At 69.7% G+C, this 17,837-nt stretch carries 14 protein-coding genes; 4 read left to right on the top strand and 10 right to left on the bottom strand.

From position 1 onward, the window contains the following. The first annotated feature begins 7 nt into the window (after positions 1-7). Entirely contained in the window at positions 8-901 is an 894-nt protein-coding gene (locus ABDZ95_RS04320; RefSeq protein WP_343790911.1) for an acetyl-CoA carboxylase carboxyltransferase subunit beta, read from the top strand. Positions 902-911: 10 nt separating this feature from the next. Then, entirely contained in the window at positions 912-2,186 is a 1,275-nt protein-coding gene (locus ABDZ95_RS04315) for a bifunctional folylpolyglutamate synthase/dihydrofolate synthase (protein ID WP_343790908.1), read from the top strand. A 6-nt stretch (positions 2,187-2,192) separates the two neighbouring features. Here ABDZ95_RS04315 and ABDZ95_RS04310 read toward each other — a convergent pair whose 3' ends face one another. The 9 genes from ABDZ95_RS04310 to ABDZ95_RS04270 form a co-directional block, all read right to left on the bottom strand. Beyond that, complete coding sequence (locus ABDZ95_RS04310; protein ID WP_343790904.1) at positions 2,193-2,462, bottom strand: hypothetical protein; 270 nt, start codon at positions 2,460-2,462, stop codon at positions 2,193-2,195. A 70-nt stretch (positions 2,463-2,532) separates the two neighbouring features. Continuing rightward, complete coding sequence (locus ABDZ95_RS04305) at positions 2,533-2,832, bottom strand: hypothetical protein (RefSeq protein WP_343790901.1); 300 nt, start codon at positions 2,830-2,832, stop codon at positions 2,533-2,535. A 76-nt stretch (positions 2,833-2,908) separates the two neighbouring features. Next, entirely contained in the window at positions 2,909-3,244 is a 336-nt protein-coding gene (trxA, locus tag ABDZ95_RS04300) for a thioredoxin (RefSeq protein WP_343790898.1), read from the bottom strand. Between the two features lie 124 nt (positions 3,245-3,368). Beyond that, complete coding sequence (gene addA / locus ABDZ95_RS04295; protein ID WP_343790895.1) at positions 3,369-6,827, bottom strand: double-strand break repair helicase AddA; 3,459 nt, start codon at positions 6,825-6,827, stop codon at positions 3,369-3,371. Beyond that, entirely contained in the window at positions 6,827-9,868 is a 3,042-nt protein-coding gene (gene addB / locus ABDZ95_RS04290; protein ID WP_343790892.1) for a double-strand break repair protein AddB, read from the bottom strand. The genes addA and addB overlap by 1 nt, the downstream gene beginning before the upstream one ends. Continuing rightward, positions 9,865-10,584, bottom strand: coding sequence for an N-acetylmuramate alpha-1-phosphate uridylyltransferase MurU (gene murU, locus ABDZ95_RS04285; protein WP_343790889.1), 720 nt, complete (start codon positions 10,582-10,584; stop codon positions 9,865-9,867). The genes addB and murU overlap by 4 nt, the downstream gene beginning before the upstream one ends. After that, positions 10,581-11,669, bottom strand: coding sequence for an N-acetylmuramate/N-acetylglucosamine kinase AmgK (gene amgK, locus ABDZ95_RS04280; protein ID WP_343790886.1), 1,089 nt, complete (start codon positions 11,667-11,669; stop codon positions 10,581-10,583). The genes murU and amgK overlap by 4 nt, the downstream gene beginning before the upstream one ends. Next, entirely contained in the window at positions 11,662-12,120 is a 459-nt protein-coding gene (gene tsaE / locus ABDZ95_RS04275; RefSeq protein WP_343791242.1) for a tRNA (adenosine(37)-N6)-threonylcarbamoyltransferase complex ATPase subunit type 1 TsaE, read from the bottom strand. The genes amgK and tsaE overlap by 8 nt, the downstream gene beginning before the upstream one ends. Before the next feature lies 1 nt (position 12,121). After that, positions 12,122-12,982 carry a GNAT family N-acetyltransferase gene (locus ABDZ95_RS04270; RefSeq protein WP_343790883.1) on the bottom strand — a complete coding sequence of 287 codons (861 nt, stop codon included), beginning with the start codon at positions 12,980-12,982 and terminating at the stop codon, positions 12,122-12,124. A 143-nt stretch (positions 12,983-13,125) separates the two neighbouring features. Between ABDZ95_RS04270 and ABDZ95_RS04265 the strand changes: the two genes are divergently transcribed. Further along, the gene (locus ABDZ95_RS04265; protein ID WP_343790880.1) at positions 13,126-15,231 is read left to right on the top strand and encodes a prolyl oligopeptidase family serine peptidase; all 2,106 of its coding nucleotides are present in this window, start codon (positions 13,126-13,128) and stop codon (positions 15,229-15,231) included. A 65-nt stretch (positions 15,232-15,296) separates the two neighbouring features. Here ABDZ95_RS04265 and ABDZ95_RS04260 read toward each other — a convergent pair whose 3' ends face one another. Further along, the gene (locus ABDZ95_RS04260) at positions 15,297-15,602 is read right to left on the bottom strand and encodes a hypothetical protein (RefSeq protein WP_343790877.1); all 306 of its coding nucleotides are present in this window, start codon (positions 15,600-15,602) and stop codon (positions 15,297-15,299) included. A gap of 181 nt (positions 15,603-15,783) precedes the next feature. Between ABDZ95_RS04260 and ABDZ95_RS04255 the strand changes: the two genes are divergently transcribed. Continuing rightward, positions 15,784-17,829, top strand: coding sequence for an AsmA family protein (locus tag ABDZ95_RS04255; protein WP_343790874.1), 2,046 nt, complete (start codon positions 15,784-15,786; stop codon positions 17,827-17,829). Positions 17,830-17,837 lie beyond the last annotated feature (8 nt).

The raw sequence follows: 17,837 nt of genomic DNA, 5'->3' as shown, positions 1-17,837 counted from the left end.
CGCCCCGATGGTCGACAAGAACAAACCTCAGCAGGAAAAACGCGGCGGCTGGCTGTCGCGCTTCGCGCCCGGCGTCCGCAAGATCGTCAGCCGGCGGGACACGCCCGACAATCTCTGGGTCAAGGATCCGGACTCGGGCGAGATGCTCTATCGCTCGGACCTCGAGGCCTCGCTTTGGGTCACGCCGTCGGGCCGCCACATGCGGATCGACGCGCCGACCCGCCTGCGCGCGACCTTCGACGACGGTGAGTACGAGGCGATCGACACGCCGGACGTGCCCGAAGATCCGCTGAAGTTCTCGGACGGCAAGCCCTACAAGGATCGTCTGAACGCCGCTCGCAAGGCCGCCGGCCGCAAGGACACCATGGCCATCGGCTTCGGTGAGTTGGACGGCGTCGAGGCCGTCGTCATCGTGCAGGACTTCACCTTTATGGGCGGCTCGCTGGGCATGGCCGCGGGCGAGGCCTTCATCGCCGCGGCCCGCGCCGCGATCGCGCGTAATGTCCCGCTTGTCTGCTTCACCGCCGCCGGCGGCGCCCGGATGCAGGAAGGCGCGCTCAGCCTGATGCAGATGGCTCGCACCACCTTGGCCATTCAGGAACTCAAGGCGGCGCAGCTGCCATTCGTCGTGGTCCTGACCGACCCGACCACGGGCGGCGTGACCGCCAGCTACGCCATGCTGGGCGATGTCCATCTGGCCGAGCCGGGCGCCCTGATCGGTTTCGCCGGTCCGCGCGTCATCGAGGCGACCATTCGCGAAAAGCTGCCGCCCGGCTTCCAGCGCGCCGAATATCTGCAGGAGAAAGGCATGGTCGACCGCGTGGTCGCTCGCTCGGACCTGCCGAAGGTTCTGGGCCAGATCCTGTCGATCCTGATGGGCGGGAAGCGCCGGGCCGCGTAAAAGCGCGGCCATGGATCCGATTTCCGAACGCCTGCGCGCGCGCCATCCGCAGCGCATCGACCTGTCGCTGGACCGGATGCGGGCGCTTTGCGCGGCGCTGGGCGATCCGCAGCATCGCCTGCCGCCGGTGGTCCACGTCGCCGGCACCAACGGCAAGGGCTCGACCGTCGCGTTCATCCGCGCCATCACCGAGGCGGCCGGGCTGCGGGTACACGTCTACACCTCGCCCCACCTGGTGCGCTTCAACGAGCGAATCCGCCTGGCCGGCGAGCTGATCTCCGATGAGCAGTTGAACGACATCCTCGACCGGATCGAGGCTGTCGCGACCGAGGCGACGGTATTCGAAAGCACCACCGCCGCCGCCTTCCTCGCCATGAGCGAAACCCCTGCGGATCTGGCGATCATCGAGGTGGGACTGGGCGGCGTGCTGGACGCGACCAATGTCATCGAGCGCCCGTTGCTGAGCGTCATCACGCCCGTCGATCTGGACCATGCAGAGTTTCTCGGCACGTCCCTGCGAGGCATCGCGGTGGAGAAGGCCGGCATCCTGAAAGCGGGCGCGCGCGGTCTGATCGCGCGCCAGTCGGAAGAGGCGATGGCGGCGATCGAGGTCGCGGCGCTGGGGGTCGGCGCGCCCCTGACCGTGATGGGCGTGGACTTCGACGCCTGGGCGGAGCGGGGCGGGCTGGCGTTTCAGGATCAGGAGCAGTTCCTCGATCTGCCCGCGCCAGCCCTCGCGGGGCCGCACCAGATCGAGAACGCCGGCCTCGCCGTCGCGGTGGCGCTGGAACTGGCCTTGCCGGAACAAGCGATCGCGGAGGGGCTGGGCGCGGTGCGCTGGCCTGCACGGATGCAGCGGCTGGCGACCGGCCCGTTTGGCGAGGCCGCCCGCGCAGCGGATGCCGAACTCTGGCTGGATGGCGGCCACAACCCGCATGCCGGGCGCGCGCTGGCCGTCGCTTTGGCCGAACGACAGGCGAAGGCGCCGCGCCCGACCGCCCTGATCGTGGGCATGCTGGCCAACAAGGACGCCGGCGGCTTCTTCGAGGCGCTACGGGACAGCGAGGCCTCGGTCTTCACCGTGCCGTTCGACGGCGCCGCGGCCGAGCCCGAAGCGCTGGCCGCCGTCGCCCGGGGGCATGGGCTCGGCGCACAGGCGTCATCCGATGTCACGCAGGCGCTGGAGCACGCTCTGCGGCTGGGCGCCGGGCGCGTGGTGATCTGCGGATCGCTCTATCTGGCGGGCGAGGTGCTCGGAGCGGCCCGGGAAACCTGGCCGGCCTGACGGACCTCAGTTGCCGTCCGGTAAACGGACCCGCTGGTTGTCGCGCATGAAGTCGCGCGTCACCTGGTCCTGGATCGCGTTCACGTCGACGTCGCGGCAGACGCGGACACGGCGATTGGACCCGGTCGTGGTTTCGAAGCGGCAAACCCGGCGTATGTCCGGATTCGACGGCGTCGCCGCCTGGGCCACGGTCACAGGCGCCGGAGCGGCCTGGGGGGTCTGCGCGGCCTGATCGAGGCCGAACGACAGCACAAACGCGAGAGAAGCGATCAACATCGGGAGAACTCCACTGGATCAGTCGTGGAGCATCTTTCGCGCTCCGATACGGTTGGCAAGCAGTTTGCGATCAACCCGCGGGGCCGGCGGGCACATAGGCGGCGTTGTTGTCCGGCACCCGCATGCGCTGGAGGTTGCCCATGAACTCGCGCGTCTGCTGATCCTGAACGCCCCGGACAGGGCGGTCCCGGCAAACGCGTTGCTGCATGGTCGAGCCGGTTGCGCGCTCGTAGCGGCAGATGCGGCGGGTTTCACCGGCCGCGGTATCAGCGGCAGGCGCGGGCGCGCGAGCGATGACGCTGACCGCCTGGCTGGAAATCACAGGGGTCGAGCCGAGCAGGACGGCGGCGATAGTAGCGGCGGTCAGCATGGGCGTTCTCCTGTGGCCCCGGACTCCGGAGCCGGCAGAAGAACACCGTTCAGCAATTATCGCAACCTTGGCGCGATCAGACCGTCGGCGCGATCCCGGCCTCTGCCAGCCATTCGACGATCTTGCCCTTGGGCATGGCGCCGACCTTCATCGAGGCCATCTGGCCATCCTTGAACAGCATCAGGGTCGGAATACCCTTCACGCCCAGCTTCGACGGGATCATCGGGCTATCGTCGATGTTGACTTTGGCGATGGTCACCTGACCCGAGAGCTCATCCGAGATCTGCTCCAGAGCCGGGCCGATCTGCTTGCAGGGCCCGCACCACTCGGCCCAGAAATCCACGAGCACAGGGGTCGAGGATTTCAGGACGTCGGTCTCGAAGCTGTCGTCGGTGACCTTGACGGTGGCCATGTGGAAGTCTCCTGAAGGGCGGCCGTCGGGCCGCGCGCTGCACCTGATCTCGGCTGGTCATCCTAGGTGATTCCGGCCCGTTCCCGAACCATGTGGGCGCAGCGCGCGCCCAAATCAACGCCCCTCAGCGCGCCAGCGCCGCCGTCAGCATTTCGTCCGGGATCGGCATCAGGTTGGGGCCGTCGGTCCACACCAAGGCGGCCTCCACCCGATGCGTCGGATACAACTGCCTCAACACTGAGACATAGACCGCCATCTGGACAAGGTAGGCCGGGTCGGCCTCCTCGATCCGCAGCGGGGCGGGGCGATTGGTCTTGTAATCGACGACCAGAACACGATCCGCCGACACCACCAGCCGGTCCATCCGGCCGGAGACGGTCGCGGAGCCGACCCGGCCGGTCAGCGCCACTTCGGCCCGGGAGCCGGGACCGAAGACGGGTGCGAACCGCGCGTCGGTCAGGATGCCGAGCGCGGCGTCGATCATTTCCTGCTTTTGCTCGTCGGACAGGTCCCGCTCTCGGGACATAAGGCGGACGGCCAGATCGGCGCGCAGATCGACCGCTACATCCGGCAGGCGCTCCAGCAGTCGGTGGATCAGATCACCCCGACGGAAGCGGCCCAGCCCTCCTCCGCCCGAGCGGGCCAGAGGCGAGGGAGCCGGCGCGCCGTCGAGGCCGCCCATCCGCGAGGGGGACAGGGTGCGCTCCCCCGGCTCCGCCGACACGACGCGTCCCAGCCAATCCGGCGCGGCGACATCGGCGGCGCTCGCGGCCTCGATCCGGGGGTAGGATTTCGGGTCCTCGCCAAAGCGGCGGATGCGGCCGTGCACGCCCTCGACCTCACGACCGCCCAGCGACCCGATGGCCTCGTCCAGCGGTCCCCACCAGGCGCGCAGGTTCTCCAGCTTGCGGTTCGAGGCATAACGGCCGCCGACGATCAGCCGGTCGCGGGCGCGCGTCAGGCCGACGTAGAGGAGGCGCATCGACTCCTCCTCGTTGCGGCGCTTGCGGGCCTCGCGCGCCTCAGCCGACGCGTCGCAGTCGGCCTTCGAAGACCCGCACCACAGGAAACCGCCCTCCTCGGTCTCCAGCAGGGCGTCGCCCTTGGGCTCCTCGAAGATGGTGTCGGGCAGGATGACGATCGGCGCTTCCAGCCCCTTGGACGAGTGGGCGGTCATGACCCGCACCTCGCCGCGAGGCTCGTCCATCTCGCGCTTCACAGTCTGGGTCAGGGAAGCCAGCGAATGGCACAGCCGCTCCAGATCCATGACGCCGCGCATCTCCGCCGCCTGGGCCTGATCGAGGAAGGCGTCCAGCGCATCGGCCGCCTCCCCGCCCAGCCGGGTCAGGAAGCGCTGGCGCATCGTCAGACCGTTAGCGTCTAGGCGGTTCAGCAGGCCGGCGTAGAGATCGAAAGACGTCCGGTCGCGGGCGGCGGCGCGGAAGCCGGCGATCAATTCGACCGCCGCGCGGGCCGCGTCTTCGGTCTCGGCCCGGCCACGCAGCACCCGCCACAGGGATGCGCCGTCCCGGCCGTGAGACAGATCGAACAAGGCCTGTTCGGACACGTCGCACAGGGGGCTGCGCAGCACCCCGGCGAGGGTCAGGTCATCCTCTGGGAACAGGGCGGCGCGGCCCAGCGCCAGCAGGTCCTGAAACACCGCATGCTCGGACAGTTTCAGCCTGTCGGCGCCGGCCACCGGCACCCCGCCCTGCTTCAGCGCGCGCAGAATCTCCTCGAACATAGGCCCGCGCTTCTTGACCAGGATCAGGACGTCGCCCCAGTCGGCGGCGCGCCACTGGCGGGTCTCCTTGTCGTGGACGCCCTCGTTGCGCTCGACCATGCCACGGACCTCGGCGACGATGCGGTCGGCGACCTGACGGCGGGCGCCGCGGGTGGCGTCGGCGTCCATCGGCTCGTCCCAGGCCCGGCGTTCCTCGGACTTCTCCTCCTGAACGGCGTCCCAGACGTCGATGGTCCCGAGACCGTCAGTGCGGGCGGCGACGTGCTCGATGCGGGTGTCGGCGCGATCGTCGAGCAGGCCCCGGCCGGGGCTGAGCGCCTGCGCCCGCTCCTGATCGAGGAAGACGCGGTCGACGAAGGCCAGCACCTCGGGCGTCGAGCGCCATGACTGCAGCAGTTGCACATCCTCGAACCGGCGGCCGACGCCTGCGATCTGCTTCCGGTACCACTGGCTCTCGCGCAGCAGACGTTCGGGCGCGGCGCCCTGGAAGGAGAAGATGGACTGCTTCTCGTCGCCGACGACGAACAGGGTCCGCTCGACCCCGCCCTCGCGCGCGCCGGCGCCGCGGAAGAACTCGTCGGTCAGGGCGCGGACGATCTCCCACTGCTCGGGCGAGGTGTCCTGCGCCTCGTCGACCAAGATGTGATCGACGCCGCCGTCCAGCTTGAACAGCACCCAGGCCGCGCCGGTCTCCTCATTAGTCAGCAGCTCCTTCGCCGCGCTGATCAGGTCGGAGAAGTCCAGAGCGCCGCGCGCCGCCTTGGCCGCCTCGTACTCGGCCGAATAGGCGCCCGCGAGAGTCAGGGCGTAGAGGGTGTCGCGGCCGACGCGGCAGGCGCGAGCCTTGGCCACGACCTCAATCAGCCGCGCCTGTTCGCGGACAAGCCACTCCAGTGTGACATCGTCGACGGCCCTGGTGCCCAGCTTCGCGCGGGGTCCGCCGTCGCCGCCGTCGGTGAAGAACAGCGCCTTCACCTCCTGCACCGGCGTCGCGCCCGCGCGGATCGCTTCGGCTACGGCCTGCATCTTCAGGCCCATCGGCCGATCGGACTTCTCCGAGCCGCGCGTCAGGCCGCCGGCCGCGGCGAACCAGCGGTCGAGGTTCAGGGCCGGAGGGCTGACCGCCTCGGCCTCGAGCGTGTCGGGGTCCTCCAGCCGCTCGACCCCGACCTGATCGGCGATGCGTTGCAGCAGGGTGGTGGGGCCGCCGGCATGGGAGACCCATGCGGCGATGGCGGCGCGTTTCTCCTCGAAGCGGACGAACATCTGCTCGAAGGCCTGGAAGTCCAGCTGCCCGGCCATGCTGGCGTAGGCGTCGGACAGGCCGGCGTCGCCGGACAGGGAGCGTTCGGCCACCCGCTCACGGGCGCGGACCCGGATGGCCTCGGCCTCGACGTCGTCGACGACGCGGAACAGGGGTGAGACACCGGCCTCGATCGGGAAGCGGCGCAGCAGCTGTTCGCAGAAGGCGTGGATGGTCTGGATCTTCAGCCCGCCCGGCGTCTCCAGCGCGCGGGCGAACAGGGTGCGGGCGTGGGACAGCTGGCCGCGGTCGTAGGAGCCGGGGTCGCGCTGCTCCAGCTTGCCGAGTTCGACGCGCAGCTCGGCGTCCGGCGCGACCGCCCATTTGCCCAAGCGTTCGTAGAGGCGGCGCTGCATCTCGGCAGCGGCGGCCTTGGTGAAGGTCAGGCAAAGCACGGCGTCCGGGCGCGAGCCGCCCAGCAGCAGGCGGGCGACGCGGGACACCAAGGTCGTGGTCTTGCCCGAGCCGGCATTGGCCATGACGAAGGCGTTGACGCCGGGATCGGCGGCGAGGCTCTGGGGATCGAGCACGGCCATCAGCCCTCTTCCCCGTAGCCGGCGGTGGACCATTCGGCCACGCGGGCCAGATGGTCGTAATCCGACGGCGGCTGTTTGACGAAGGCCGGGGCGGTGCGCGAGCCGTAGCCGCGGGTCGGGTCGGCGTACTCAATCACCCGCTTCTTCAGACCTGCCACGGCCTCGTCGGCGGTCATGGCCGCGCCGTCGTCGCCGGCGCGATCCTCGATGCGCGCGGGTGGGTTTCGTCCCGTGACAGAGACATAAAGTAGTTCAGAGGGTTCGCCCTGGCCTTCCGGGCCGAATGCGCCGTCCCGCGCCATGGCTGCGGTCAGGGGCAGCTGGGACGAGAAGCCGGTCTTCACCTGTTTCGCGCTGGGGGCCGAGCCGGTCTTGAAGTCGATCACCGAGACCTTGCCGTCGCGCACCTCGACCCGGTCGGCGTCGGCGGTCAGGGTGAAGTCTGTCCCGTCGATGGGAATAACCCACTCCGCGTGCTGCTCCAGCAGGACGCGCGGCGCGCCCGCACGGCGGCTGGCTTCCCACTCGGTGACCCAGACGCCGGCGTTTCGACCCAGCACCGCCTCGCGGGCCAGAGCCGATTCCGCCATACCCGCAGCAAGAAGTTCGTCGAGATAGAGCTTCGAGAACCGCGCCGGTCCATCCGCGCCGCCCTTCGTGTCCCACTCTTGGGAAAAAATCTCGAGCGCCTTGTGAATGGCCGTGCCGCGGATGCGGGCGTCGACGCGTTCGTCGGGCCGTTCCAGCTGGAACAGCTTGAGGATGAAGCGGGCGTAGGTGGCGTAGGGATCGCGGACCCATTCCTCGATGCGGGTCACCGACATCCGCGTCGGCCGGGCCTCGACCGGGGGCGTGGGCGACGGGCGGGTCGCGGGCTTCAGGCTGGCGGGCGGTGAGGCGGCCGGTCGGTCGAGCGCGCGGGCCCAGGCTTCGACCTGCGGCAGGCCCGGCAGGGACAGACCCGCGCCCTTCACCAGCGTCTCCAATCGCCAGAGCCAGCGGGAGCGCACCGAGGGTTGACCGCCCCGGCGTTCGGCATGCAGCAGGATGACCTCGGGCGCGCAGGCGGCCTGGGCGAAGTCGTGGGCGGACAGGCCGACCCGACGCTCGGGCGACGGCAGCTTCAGCGTCTGGCGCATGGGTCGCGACAGGAAGGGATCGGCGCCACCGCCGCGCGGCCAGACGCCCTCCTCCAGACCGGCGAGGATGACCCGGTCGGCCCGCACCAGCCGCGCCTCGATGGCGCCGAGGATGCGCAGGCGCGGGTGGGCCGCGCCGCCGGTGCGCACGATCTCCTGATCCATGAGCCGTTGCAGCAGGTCGGCGAAGGCGCGGCCGGTCATGGGGGCGGACGCCGCGCCGTCCTCGATGAGACCGGCCAGCAGACGGGCCGCGGCCTCGCCCTCCGCGCCGCGCCAGGCCTGATCCGGACCGCCGGCAAGCGCTTCGACGGCCGCCGCGAGGTGTGTGGCCTGCTCGTCCACCCCGCGCGGCGCGTCCGAGTCGGCGAGCACGGGCAGAAGGACTCGCTCCAGATGGTCCAGAAGGGTGCGGGCGGCGGCGATGCGGGCCTGCACATGTTCGGTCGCGGGCTGGCCGCGGCGGCCTTTTGTCGCCTGCTCCAGCCTGCGGCGGATGGCGGCGAAGTCGGCGGGGTGCGGGCCGCGAAGGCCATGCCGCTCAAGTCCGTCCCGGTCGCGGGACAGGTCCGCCGGATCCAGTCCGAGACTGACCAGAGGATGTTTGAGCAGGGCCAGCAGGCCGACCGCGCCGAAGCCGTCGCCAGCCAGTTCGACGATCTGGCCCAGCAGGACGCCGGTGGGGGTACCGGACAGGGGCGTGCCGGCCGAGGAGTCGGCCTCCAGCCCCCAGCGGCCGAGGCGCGCCTGCACCCGGCGAGCGATCTGGGCGTCGGGGGTGACGAGAGCACAGGTGCGGCCGGGCGTCTCGACCGCTTCGCGCATCAAGACGGCGGCGAGGGCGGCGACAGCCTCCTCGGTGCGACCGGTCAGGACTGAAAGGCCGGACAGCCCCTCCCCGATCGGATCGGCGCCGCCCGCCTGCATGGCGTCGATGGTCTCGCGCCAGTCGGCGGTGGAGCGTGGCGGCTTCAGGGCCTCGGCGATCAGGCGCCGGCGGGCGCGACCGGCCGAGGCCTGGGCTTCCGTTTCGGGCGCGGGCCAGCGGCGGACGGCGGCGCGATCGACCTCGTGGCGGGCCAGCAGAGCCTTGAGCGCACCTTGCGGATGCTGGTCGCCGACCTCGTCCCACGCGCGGGACTCCAGATTCAGATCGAGACCGGGGAGCACCACGCAGCCCTGCGGCGCCCTGGCGACCGCGCCGATGACCTCGGCGGCGGAGGGGACGGTGCCGGTTGAGCCGGCGGCGATGACCGGACCCTGCGGCGGTCGGTCAGCCCAGGTCGCGGCCAGTCGTTTCAGGAGGCGGACCTTGCGTTCCTGCGGGTCGATCAGACCCAGTTCCCTGAGCCGGGCGGGCCAGGCCTCGACGGCGATGGAGAGGAAGGCGGCGGAGGCCTGCCAGTGGGCGGCGAGATCGGCCTCGACCAGCGACTTCACGCGTCCCGGTTCCGTGACTTCCTCGATCTGACAGGAGTCCATGAAGCCGGCGAGGGCTTCGGCCATCTCCAGCGCGCGCAGGGACGGCAGCACATCCTTGTGGTGGCGCGCGATCATACGGGCCAGTTCGAACCGGCGCTGCAGGGCCGAGATGGCGGGCGGCAGGTCGGCCTCGATGTCACCGGGGGCGAAGGGCGGCTCGTCCTCCTCAAGATCACCCAGCGGGCGAACCTGCGGAAGCAGGAGGGTCCGGCCCTCGGCCCGCAGCGACAGGGCCTCGGTGAAGGCGCGCGCGGCGCGGCGATTGGGCAGCAGGACCACGGCGTCGGCCAAGGCCTCGGGCGGCAGGCCCTGCATCCAGTCCAGCACGCCGCTGGCCAGATCCTCGAGGAACGGCCGGTGCGCCTCGATGGCGTACCAGCGGGGGGCTTCGCCGGTGAAGGGATCGAAGCGCGAGGTCATGCCTGCCGGGTGAGTTTCGCCTCGGCCTCGTCGCGGGCCTGAGGATCGCCGACGTGCATCCAGTCACCGTCCAGCACGCAACCGAACAGGCGGCCCTCGGCAGCGGAGCGGCGCCAGAATTGGCTGAGCGAGAAGGGGCCGTCAGGACCGTCCGCGACGTAATCCGGTCGGCAGATGTGGACGCCCATATAGGCGTAGGGGGCCGACGGGGCGTCGCCGCGGAAGGCCAGGTGGCCGTCGTCGGCGAGGAAGAAGTCGCCGTCGCCCTCGAAACCGATGGAGCCTTCGCGCCTGGCCAGCAGCAGGGCGGCGTCCATGCGTTGCGGGTCCCAGAGACGGGACAGATCAGCGAGGGCGTCGCCGTTGTCGGTCCAGACGCTGTCGATGTTGGCGACGAAGACGGGGTCTGAACCCAGCAGGGGCGCGGCCTTCTTCAGGCCACCGCCCGTTTCCAGCAGCTCGGCGCGTTCGTCGGAGATGACGATTTCCGGGCCGCGGCCGCGGGCGGCGAGGTGGGCTTCGAGGCGGTCGGCGAACCAGTGGACATTGACGACGGCCTTCTCGACGCCGGCGTCGGCCAGGCGGTCCAGCACATGGTCGATAAGGGCGCGGCCGCCGACCTCGACGAGGGCCTTGGGGCGGTCGTTGGTCAGGGGGCGCATGCGGGTGCCGAGCCCGGCGGCCAGCACCATGGCGGTCCTGGGTGCTGATTTCATTTGCGTCTCGCCTCAGGGACATGCCGATCGAACCAGGCAGCGACCGTCTCCAGACCCGGCTGTTTCAGGTTGACGTTCAGGTGGTCCCACATGCGGGGCATGAAGGCGGCGTAGCGCGGCTTGCCGTCGCGGACGATCAGACGGGCGAAAATGCCGAGAATTCGCGCTTCGTTCAGGGCCGCCAGACCGGCGTAATCACGCATGAAAACCGCGCGATCGATCTGTGGATAAAATTGGAAATAGTGGTCCAGAGCCTTCGCCTCGAGCGCGGGCGAAACATCCCGACGCGCGTCCTGAAGAAGCGAGTGGAGATCCCAGGATGGATGCGCGCGGACGGCGTCCTGAAAATCGATCATGCCGACCATGGGGGCGCCCGACCGGCCGGAGAGGCGGATGAGGTTTTCGGCGTGGTAGTCGCGGTGGGCGATGACGGTGGCGCCGGCGGCGCCGCGGGCGACGACGGGGGCCCAGGCGGCGCGCCAGTCGGCGACGGCCTCGGCGTCGAAGGCAAGTTCCGGGTCGAGCTTCGGCAACCATTCGACGAAGAGGTCCGCCCCGCCCTGAAGCGCGGTCTCGTCATAGACCTGGAGCGGCCAGTCGCCGGCGGGGCCGATAAGGACTGCCGGAGTTTCGGCAGCGTGGAGGGTCGCGAGCGCCTCGACGGCGGCGAGGTAGAGGGGCTCCTCGGGCTCGCCGCGCTCGATGACGCGGGCGAAGAGGTCGTCGCCGAAATCTTCCAGCACCGCGAGGCCGGCGGCGGCGTCGACGGCGATGATCTCGGGGGCGGACAGGCCGAGGCGGCGCAGGTGGTCGGCGACGGCGGCGAAGGCCTCGATCCGGCCCGCGGACAGGCGGGCGGTGGCGTTCCAGCCGGCGGCGAGCCGCTGCTCGGGTGTCCAGGACGGATCAGCCGGCGGGCTTTCGGCCGAGGCAGCCTGATCCATCAGCATCAGGGAGCGGCCGTCCGGCGTGGTCAGGCGCTCGTAGCGGCGCGTCGAGGCGTCGCCGGGCAGCGGGTCGCGCGTGGCGTCGGCGAGGCCGGCGGCCTTCAGAAAGTCGAGAAGGAGCTGTTCGCGATCAGACATGGAGTTCCTTGAGCCGCTCTTCCCACGCCCCTGCGGCAAAAAATGTCGCACCACGACCGCCATCGCGTTCGGAGATGACGACGGCGAGGCGGTCGGGGCCCAGCCAGTGGCCGGGATCGTCGCCCAGACGCTCGGGCCATTCGATGACGGCGCAGCCCTCGTCCAGCGCCTCGTCCAGCCCGATCTCGGCCGCCTCTTCGGGGCGGGTCAGGCGGTAGAGGTCGAAATGGGCGACGGGCGGATCGCTCTCGTAGAACTGGACCAGGGTGAAGGTCGGGGACGGCACGTCCTCGTCGGGCGTGGTCAGGGCGCGGATCAGGCCACGGGCCAGCGTCGACTTGCCCATGCCCAGCGGGCCGTAGAGCAGCAGGGCCTCGCCCGGCCGCAGCAGGGGGGCGATGGCGGCGCCCAGACGGGCGGTCGCCTCGGCGTCGGGAAGGGAGACTGTCAGCTCAGGCAAAGTCGGCGTCCGGCTGGCTGGGCAGGACCCGCTCGGTGAAGGCCTTGAGCGCATAGGTCGCCTTCGCCGCGTCGATATCCAGCCGCGAGGGTGGGATCGGCTTGCCGACCTTCAGGGCGAAGGGCTTGCGCTTCTTGTTCAGCAGCTCGTGGAACAGGGTGATGTCCCGAAGCTCTTGCGAGAAGCGGTCGAACCAGTGGAACAGGCGCGAATAGGGGCCGGACACATGGATCGGCACCACGGGCGCGTCGTATTTGCGAGCCAGAGACGCGGCGGTCGCCGCCCATTCCGGGTCCGTGACCGAGCCGTCCTTGCCGATGCGGGCCAGACGGCCGGCGGGGAACATGACCACGCAGCGCTCGGCCTCGAAGGCCTCCTTCGCGGCCTGAAGGGTGGCGCGGGTCTTCTCGCGGGTGCGCTTTTCGTGGACCCATTCGACCGGGATGATCGCCTCGCCCAACCGGGGCGAGACGCGCACGGCGTCGGCGTTGGCGAAGAAGATGGCGTCCGGCCGCCGGGCCTTGATGGCGTCGAAGACGGCGATGCCGTCGGCGATGCCCGTGGGATGATTGGCCACGACGATGCAGCGGCCGTCCGTGGGGATGCGGTCGCCGTTGAGGACCGAGACCTTCAGGTCCAGCAGGTCGCTCATATAGTCCAGCGCCTCGGCGCCCGAGAGCGGCTGAACCGCATCAGCCATCCGCACCGCCTGCCGGTAGTTGAGAGCCTTGTAGAGAAACGGCCGGACCAGCGGCCAGAACGGCGAGGCGGTCAGTCGCGGCGCGCGCTCGGCGATCAGCACGTCGACGACGTGCGGTGCGGCTTTGGCAGTGGCGAGGGCGTCGGCGGTCATTCGACGCCGGTTGTCGCCGGTCGCGCGAGGGACGGCAAGCGGGATGACGGCCGGATCGCACGGCTTTGTGAGTACAGGCGTCGCCGCTTTCGTCGCCGGAAAGGCGGTGCTACGCCAACGCCCGAAGACAAAGGAACCTGCCCATGCGTCACCGCTCCCTGCTTTCGTGCGCCGTCGCCGCCATCGCCCTGGCGACCGCGGTCCCGGCTCTGGCCCAGACCCCGGCTGCTCCGGCCGCCGCCGAGGCCGCCGCGCGCGAGGCATTCGACTACAACGACATGATCTCGGCCAACCGGCTGGGCGACCCGCAGGTTTCGCCGGACGGCCGCTGGGCCACCTATTCGCTGACCACCACCGACGTGGGCGCCAACCGTCGTTCGGGCGCCATCTATCTGGTCGATCTGCAGAACCCGGCCGAAGGCCGCCGACTGGCCCTGAACGAGGGCGGCGCCAACACGGCCCGCTGGGGCTCGGACGGCAAGATCTGGTTCCTGTCGGGCCGCTCGGGCTCCAGCCAGGTGTGGCGCGCCGAGGCCGACGGCACGGGCGCGACCCAGGTCACCAACCTGCCGCTGGACGTGAACGCCTACCGCGTCAGCCCCGACGCCTCGAAAGTGGTGGTGTCGCTGGCGGTCTTCCCGGACTGCGCCGACCTGGCCTGCACCGTGGACCGCGCCAAGGCCGTCGCCGACGATCCGGCCACGGGTCAGGTCTATGACCGCATGTTCGTGCGCCACTGGGACACCTGGAACGACGGCACCCAGAACCACCTGTTCTCGGTCAACGTCGACGGCTCGGGCGCGCCGGTGCACCTGACGCGCGGCTTCGACGGCGACACCCCGTCCAAGCCGTTCGGCGACGAGAGCGAGTTCGTTTTCACCCCGGACAGCCAGGGCGTGGTCTTCTCGGCCCGTCACGCCGGCAACAGCGAGCCGTGGAGCACGAACTTCGACCTGTATCAGGTTGCGATCTCGGCGCCGGGCGAACTGACCAACCTGACCGACGCCAACGACGCCTGGGACACGGGTCCGGTCTTCTCGCCAGACGGCAGGACGCTGGCCTGGCGCGCCATGGCCCGTCCGGGCTTCGAGGCCGACAAGTACGGGATCTTCCTGCGTGACGTGGCGACGGGCGAGACCCGCCAGATCGCCGCCGACTGGGACCGTTCGGCCGACACCCTGCAATGGTCGCGCGACGGCCGGATGCTCTACACCACCGCCGGCGACGTGGGTCAGACCCGCATCTTCGGCATCGACGTGCGTCGCGGCACGGTGACCCCGCTGACCGGCGAGGGCCATGTCTCGGCCTTCCAGCAGACGCCCTCGGGCTTCCTGTTCGCGCAGGACACCCTGCGTCGTCCCAGCGAGCTGTTCGTGAAGACCTTCCGCGGCCGCGAGATGCCGCGCCAGATCACCAATGTGAACCCTCAGCTGGACGCCATGGCCTTCGGCGAGGCCGAGCAGTTCAACTTCCCGGGCTGGAACGGCGAGACGGTGCACGGCTACGTCATCAAGCCAGCCAACTATGTCGAGGGACAGAAGTATCCGGTCGCCTTCCTGATCCACGGCGGGCCGCAGGGCTCGTTCGGCAACAGCTGGTCCTACCGCTGGAACCCTTCGACCTATGCGGGCGCGGGCTATGCGGTCGTGATGATCGATTTCCACGGCTCGACCGGCTACGGCCAGGCCTTCACCGACTCGATCAGCCAGCACTGGGGCGACCGCCCGCTGGAAGATCTGCAGAAGGGCTGGGCTGCGGCCCAGGAGCGCTACAGCTTCCTGGACGGCGACAACGCCTGCGCCCTGGGCGCCTCCTACGGCGGCTACATGATCAACTGGATCGCGGGCAAATGGCCGGGCGAGTTCAAATGCCTGGTCAACCACGATGGGGTGTTCGACATCCGCGGCATGGCCTACGGCACCGAGGAGCTGTGGTTCACCGAGTGGGAGTACGGCGGCACCCACTACGACAACCCGGAAGGCTACGAGGCCTTCAACCCGGTGCACCACGTGGCCAACTGGCGTGACCCGATGCTGGTCGTGCAGGGCGACCTGGACTTCCGCATCCCGACCTCGCAGGGCCTGTCGACCTTCACGGCGCTGCAGCGTCGCGGCATCGAGAGCCGTCTGGTCTTCTTCCCGGACGAGAACCACTGGGTCCTGCGTCCGGCCAACAGCCTGCAATGGCACAACGAGGTGTTCGGCTGGCTGAACAAGCACCTGAACGCGGCCCCGGCTGCCGGCCAGTAATCGGGCCGGTCTCCGGACAGGAGAAAGGGGGCNCTCCCCCTTTTCCTTTGGCGTCGATGCTGACCCTAGCTGGCGCGGGCGAAGGTGGTGGCCGCTTCCTTGTAGCGGGCGAACTCGCGCGCGGTCATGCAGCGCGGGGTCGTCCAGCCGGCGTCCGAGCCCTGGATCGAGAGGACCTCGCGGGCGGTGATGAACTGCGGCGCGGCGCCATGCTCGCGGGTGAAGGCCCGGCGGGTAGCGGCGTCGGTGGCGCAGACCAGCACAGGGCGCTCGGAGGCGCGCGTCTGGTTCTGGACGGGACCGGCGATGGCGGAGCCGGCGGTCAGGCCGGCGATGATCGCGAGGCCGGCGATAGCGGAAAATCGACGCATCGGATTCTGTCTCCAAACCTCCTGAAATGGTCAGGGCCCGGACGGAATAATGCGCGCATTTCTCCGAATGTAAATATTATACGACAGTTCGGCGTCTGAAATTTTACACCCGTGCTGGAGAGGCGGGAACTGAGCCTTCCCGGAGGTTGTGCGTTCTGTGGAGTTCCACGGAGTCCGCCGCTTGCCCAACCCGCTGAAAGACAATCGGAACTGGCTGGCGGTGCGGGACCGGGCGCTGGTTCCGGCTGGCCAGCGGATCGGCGCATGGCGCGACTGGATCGTCGCCAATGACCCCGTTTACGCGGCCGCACGCCGGCCAGGTCCGGCGGAAAAGATCGCCGCGAGCGTCACTCTTGTGCTGATCCTCGCCGTTGTTCTGTTCCTCGCGCTGTTCGACTGGAACATGCTGCGCGGACCGATCGAGCGCTGGGCTTCGGCGAAATACGACCGCCAGATCGAGCTGAATGGCGATCTGGACGTGAATCTGTTCAGCTGGACCCCCTCGGCCCAGATCCGCGAGCTGCGCATCGGCGGGCCCGACTGGGCGCGCGAGCGCGATACGCTGAAGGTCGACGACCTGCAGGCGTCGGTGAGGCTGCGCTCGTTGTTCGCGGGCCAGCTGGAGATGCCGCTGGTCGCCATCACCCGACCGGAGGTGGTGTTGATCGCCACCGAGGACGGCCGGCGCAGCTGGCAGCTGAACCCCGACGACCCCGACACAGGCGAGGGCATGAAGCTGCCGCCGATCCATCGACTGGTCATCCGCGACGGAACCTTGTCCCTGACCGAGCAGCGGCGCGACATCCAGCTGGAGGCCACGATCAGCGCCCGTGAGGGCACGGATGGTGAGGCCGGCTTCATGCTTGACGGTCGTGGCTCCATGAACGGCACGCCCCTGACCCTGACGGTGAAGGGCGGGCCCTTCATCAACATCCGGCGCGACCGACCCTACGGCTTCCAGGCAACGCTGGCCGGGTTGGGCACGCGACTGGTGGCCGACGGTTCGATCACGCGGCCCTTCGACCTGGGCCAGTTCACCGCGACCCTGAGCCTTCAGGGTCAGGATCTGGCGGACATCTATCTGCTGACCGGAATCACCACGCCGAACACCCCACCCTACCGGCTGTCGGGGACCCTGACGCGCGACGACGCCAAATTCACCTTCGCCGATTTCAGCGGCCGGGTGGGCTCGTCGGACCTGTCGGGCGATCTGGTCGTAGACAAGCCGGGCGAGCGGCGTCGGGTGGATGCGGACCTGCGCTCCAGCCTGCTGGACATCGACGACCTGGCCTCTGTGCTCGGCGCGCGGCCGCAGGTGACGCCGGCGGGCAATACGGTCGCGACCTCGGGCACGCCGGGCAAGCTGCTGCCGGATGCGCCGCTGAACGTCGAACGCCTGCGAACCATGGACGGGACGCTGCGCTATCGGGCGGCGCAGGTGAAGCGGAACGAACTGGATATCCGACAGGTCGATCTGGGCGCCGATCTGAAGGACGGCATCCTCAACCTCGATCCGGTGGCGTTCAACTTCAATCGCGGCGAACTGCGCGGGACCGCGAAGATCAACGCCACGCGCGACACACCGTACAGCGCCGTCGATTTCCGCCTGCGCGGCTATCCCCTGGAATCGATCATTCCCGCCCGCGGCGGCGCGCCGACGGTGACGGGATCAGCGCTGGGCCGGGCGCAGCTGGAAGGACCGGGCGCCTCGATCCACGACTTCGCGGACAACTCCAAAGGCACGATGAGCCTGGTGGTGCCGCAAGGCCGCATCCGCTCGGCTTTCGCCGAACTACTGGGCATCAATGTCACCGCGGGTCTCGGTCGCCTGCTGGGCGGGGACGAGTCCTCGTCGGAGATCCGCTGCGCCGTCGCCGACTTCACCGTGGCCGGCGGCGTGGCCACGGCGCGGACTTTCGTCATCGACACCACCCCGGTGCTGGCACAGGGGACAGGCACGATCGATCTCGGCGCCGAGACGATGAACCTGCGGATCGACGGCGAGACCAAGGAGGCGCGGCTGGTGCGTCTGTGGTCGCCGATCGTGGTGCAGGGTCCGCTGACCGCGCCGCGCGTGGGCATCGACGGCGGTCAGGTGGCCGGTCAGGTCGGTCTGGGCGCAGCTCTGGGCGCGCTGATCAATCCGCTGGTCGCCCTGCTGCCCTTCGTCGATCCCGGTCTGGCCGAGGACGCCAACTGCGGCGCTCTGATTTCCTCTGCGAGATAAACCGGCGC

This window comes from Brevundimonas kwangchunensis (genome assembly GCF_039523815.1).
In the GTDB taxonomy this organism is placed as follows: domain Bacteria; phylum Pseudomonadota; class Alphaproteobacteria; order Caulobacterales; family Caulobacteraceae; genus Brevundimonas; species Brevundimonas kwangchunensis.
This window is presented reverse-complemented; position numbering and strand designations above follow the sequence as displayed.

Coding starts and splice junctions, on each gene's coding strand:
- murU (WP_343790889.1), bottom strand. CDS start 10,584: ATGAAATCAGCACCCAGGACCGCCATGGTGCTGGCCGCCGGGCTCGGC.
- ABDZ95_RS04270 (WP_343790883.1), bottom strand. CDS start 12,982: ATGACCGCCGACGCCCTCGCCACTGCCAAAGCCGCACCGCACGTCGTC.
- ABDZ95_RS04305 (WP_343790901.1), bottom strand. CDS start 2,832: ATGCTGACCGCCGCTACTATCGCCGCCGTCCTGCTCGGCTCGACCCCT.
- trxA (WP_343790898.1), bottom strand. CDS start 3,244: ATGGCCACCGTCAAGGTCACCGACGACAGCTTCGAGACCGACGTCCTG.
- addA (WP_343790895.1), bottom strand. CDS start 6,827: ATGGCCGTGCTCGATCCCCAGAGCCTCGCCGCCGATCCCGGCGTCAAC.
- ABDZ95_RS04320 (WP_343790911.1), top strand. CDS start 8: ATGGTCGACAAGAACAAACCTCAGCAGGAAAAACGCGGCGGCTGGCTG.
- amgK (WP_343790886.1), bottom strand. CDS start 11,669: ATGTCTGATCGCGAACAGCTCCTTCTCGACTTTCTGAAGGCCGCCGGC.
- ABDZ95_RS04260 (WP_343790877.1), bottom strand. CDS start 15,602: ATGCGTCGATTTTCCGCTATCGCCGGCCTCGCGATCATCGCCGGCCTG.
- ABDZ95_RS04265 (WP_343790880.1), top strand. CDS start 13,126: ATGCGTCACCGCTCCCTGCTTTCGTGCGCCGTCGCCGCCATCGCCCTG.
- ABDZ95_RS04315 (WP_343790908.1), top strand. CDS start 912: ATGGATCCGATTTCCGAACGCCTGCGCGCGCGCCATCCGCAGCGCATC.
- addB (WP_343790892.1), bottom strand. CDS start 9,868: ATGACCTCGCGCTTCGATCCCTTCACCGGCGAAGCCCCCCGCTGGTAC.
- ABDZ95_RS04310 (WP_343790904.1), bottom strand. CDS start 2,462: ATGTTGATCGCTTCTCTCGCGTTTGTGCTGTCGTTCGGCCTCGATCAG.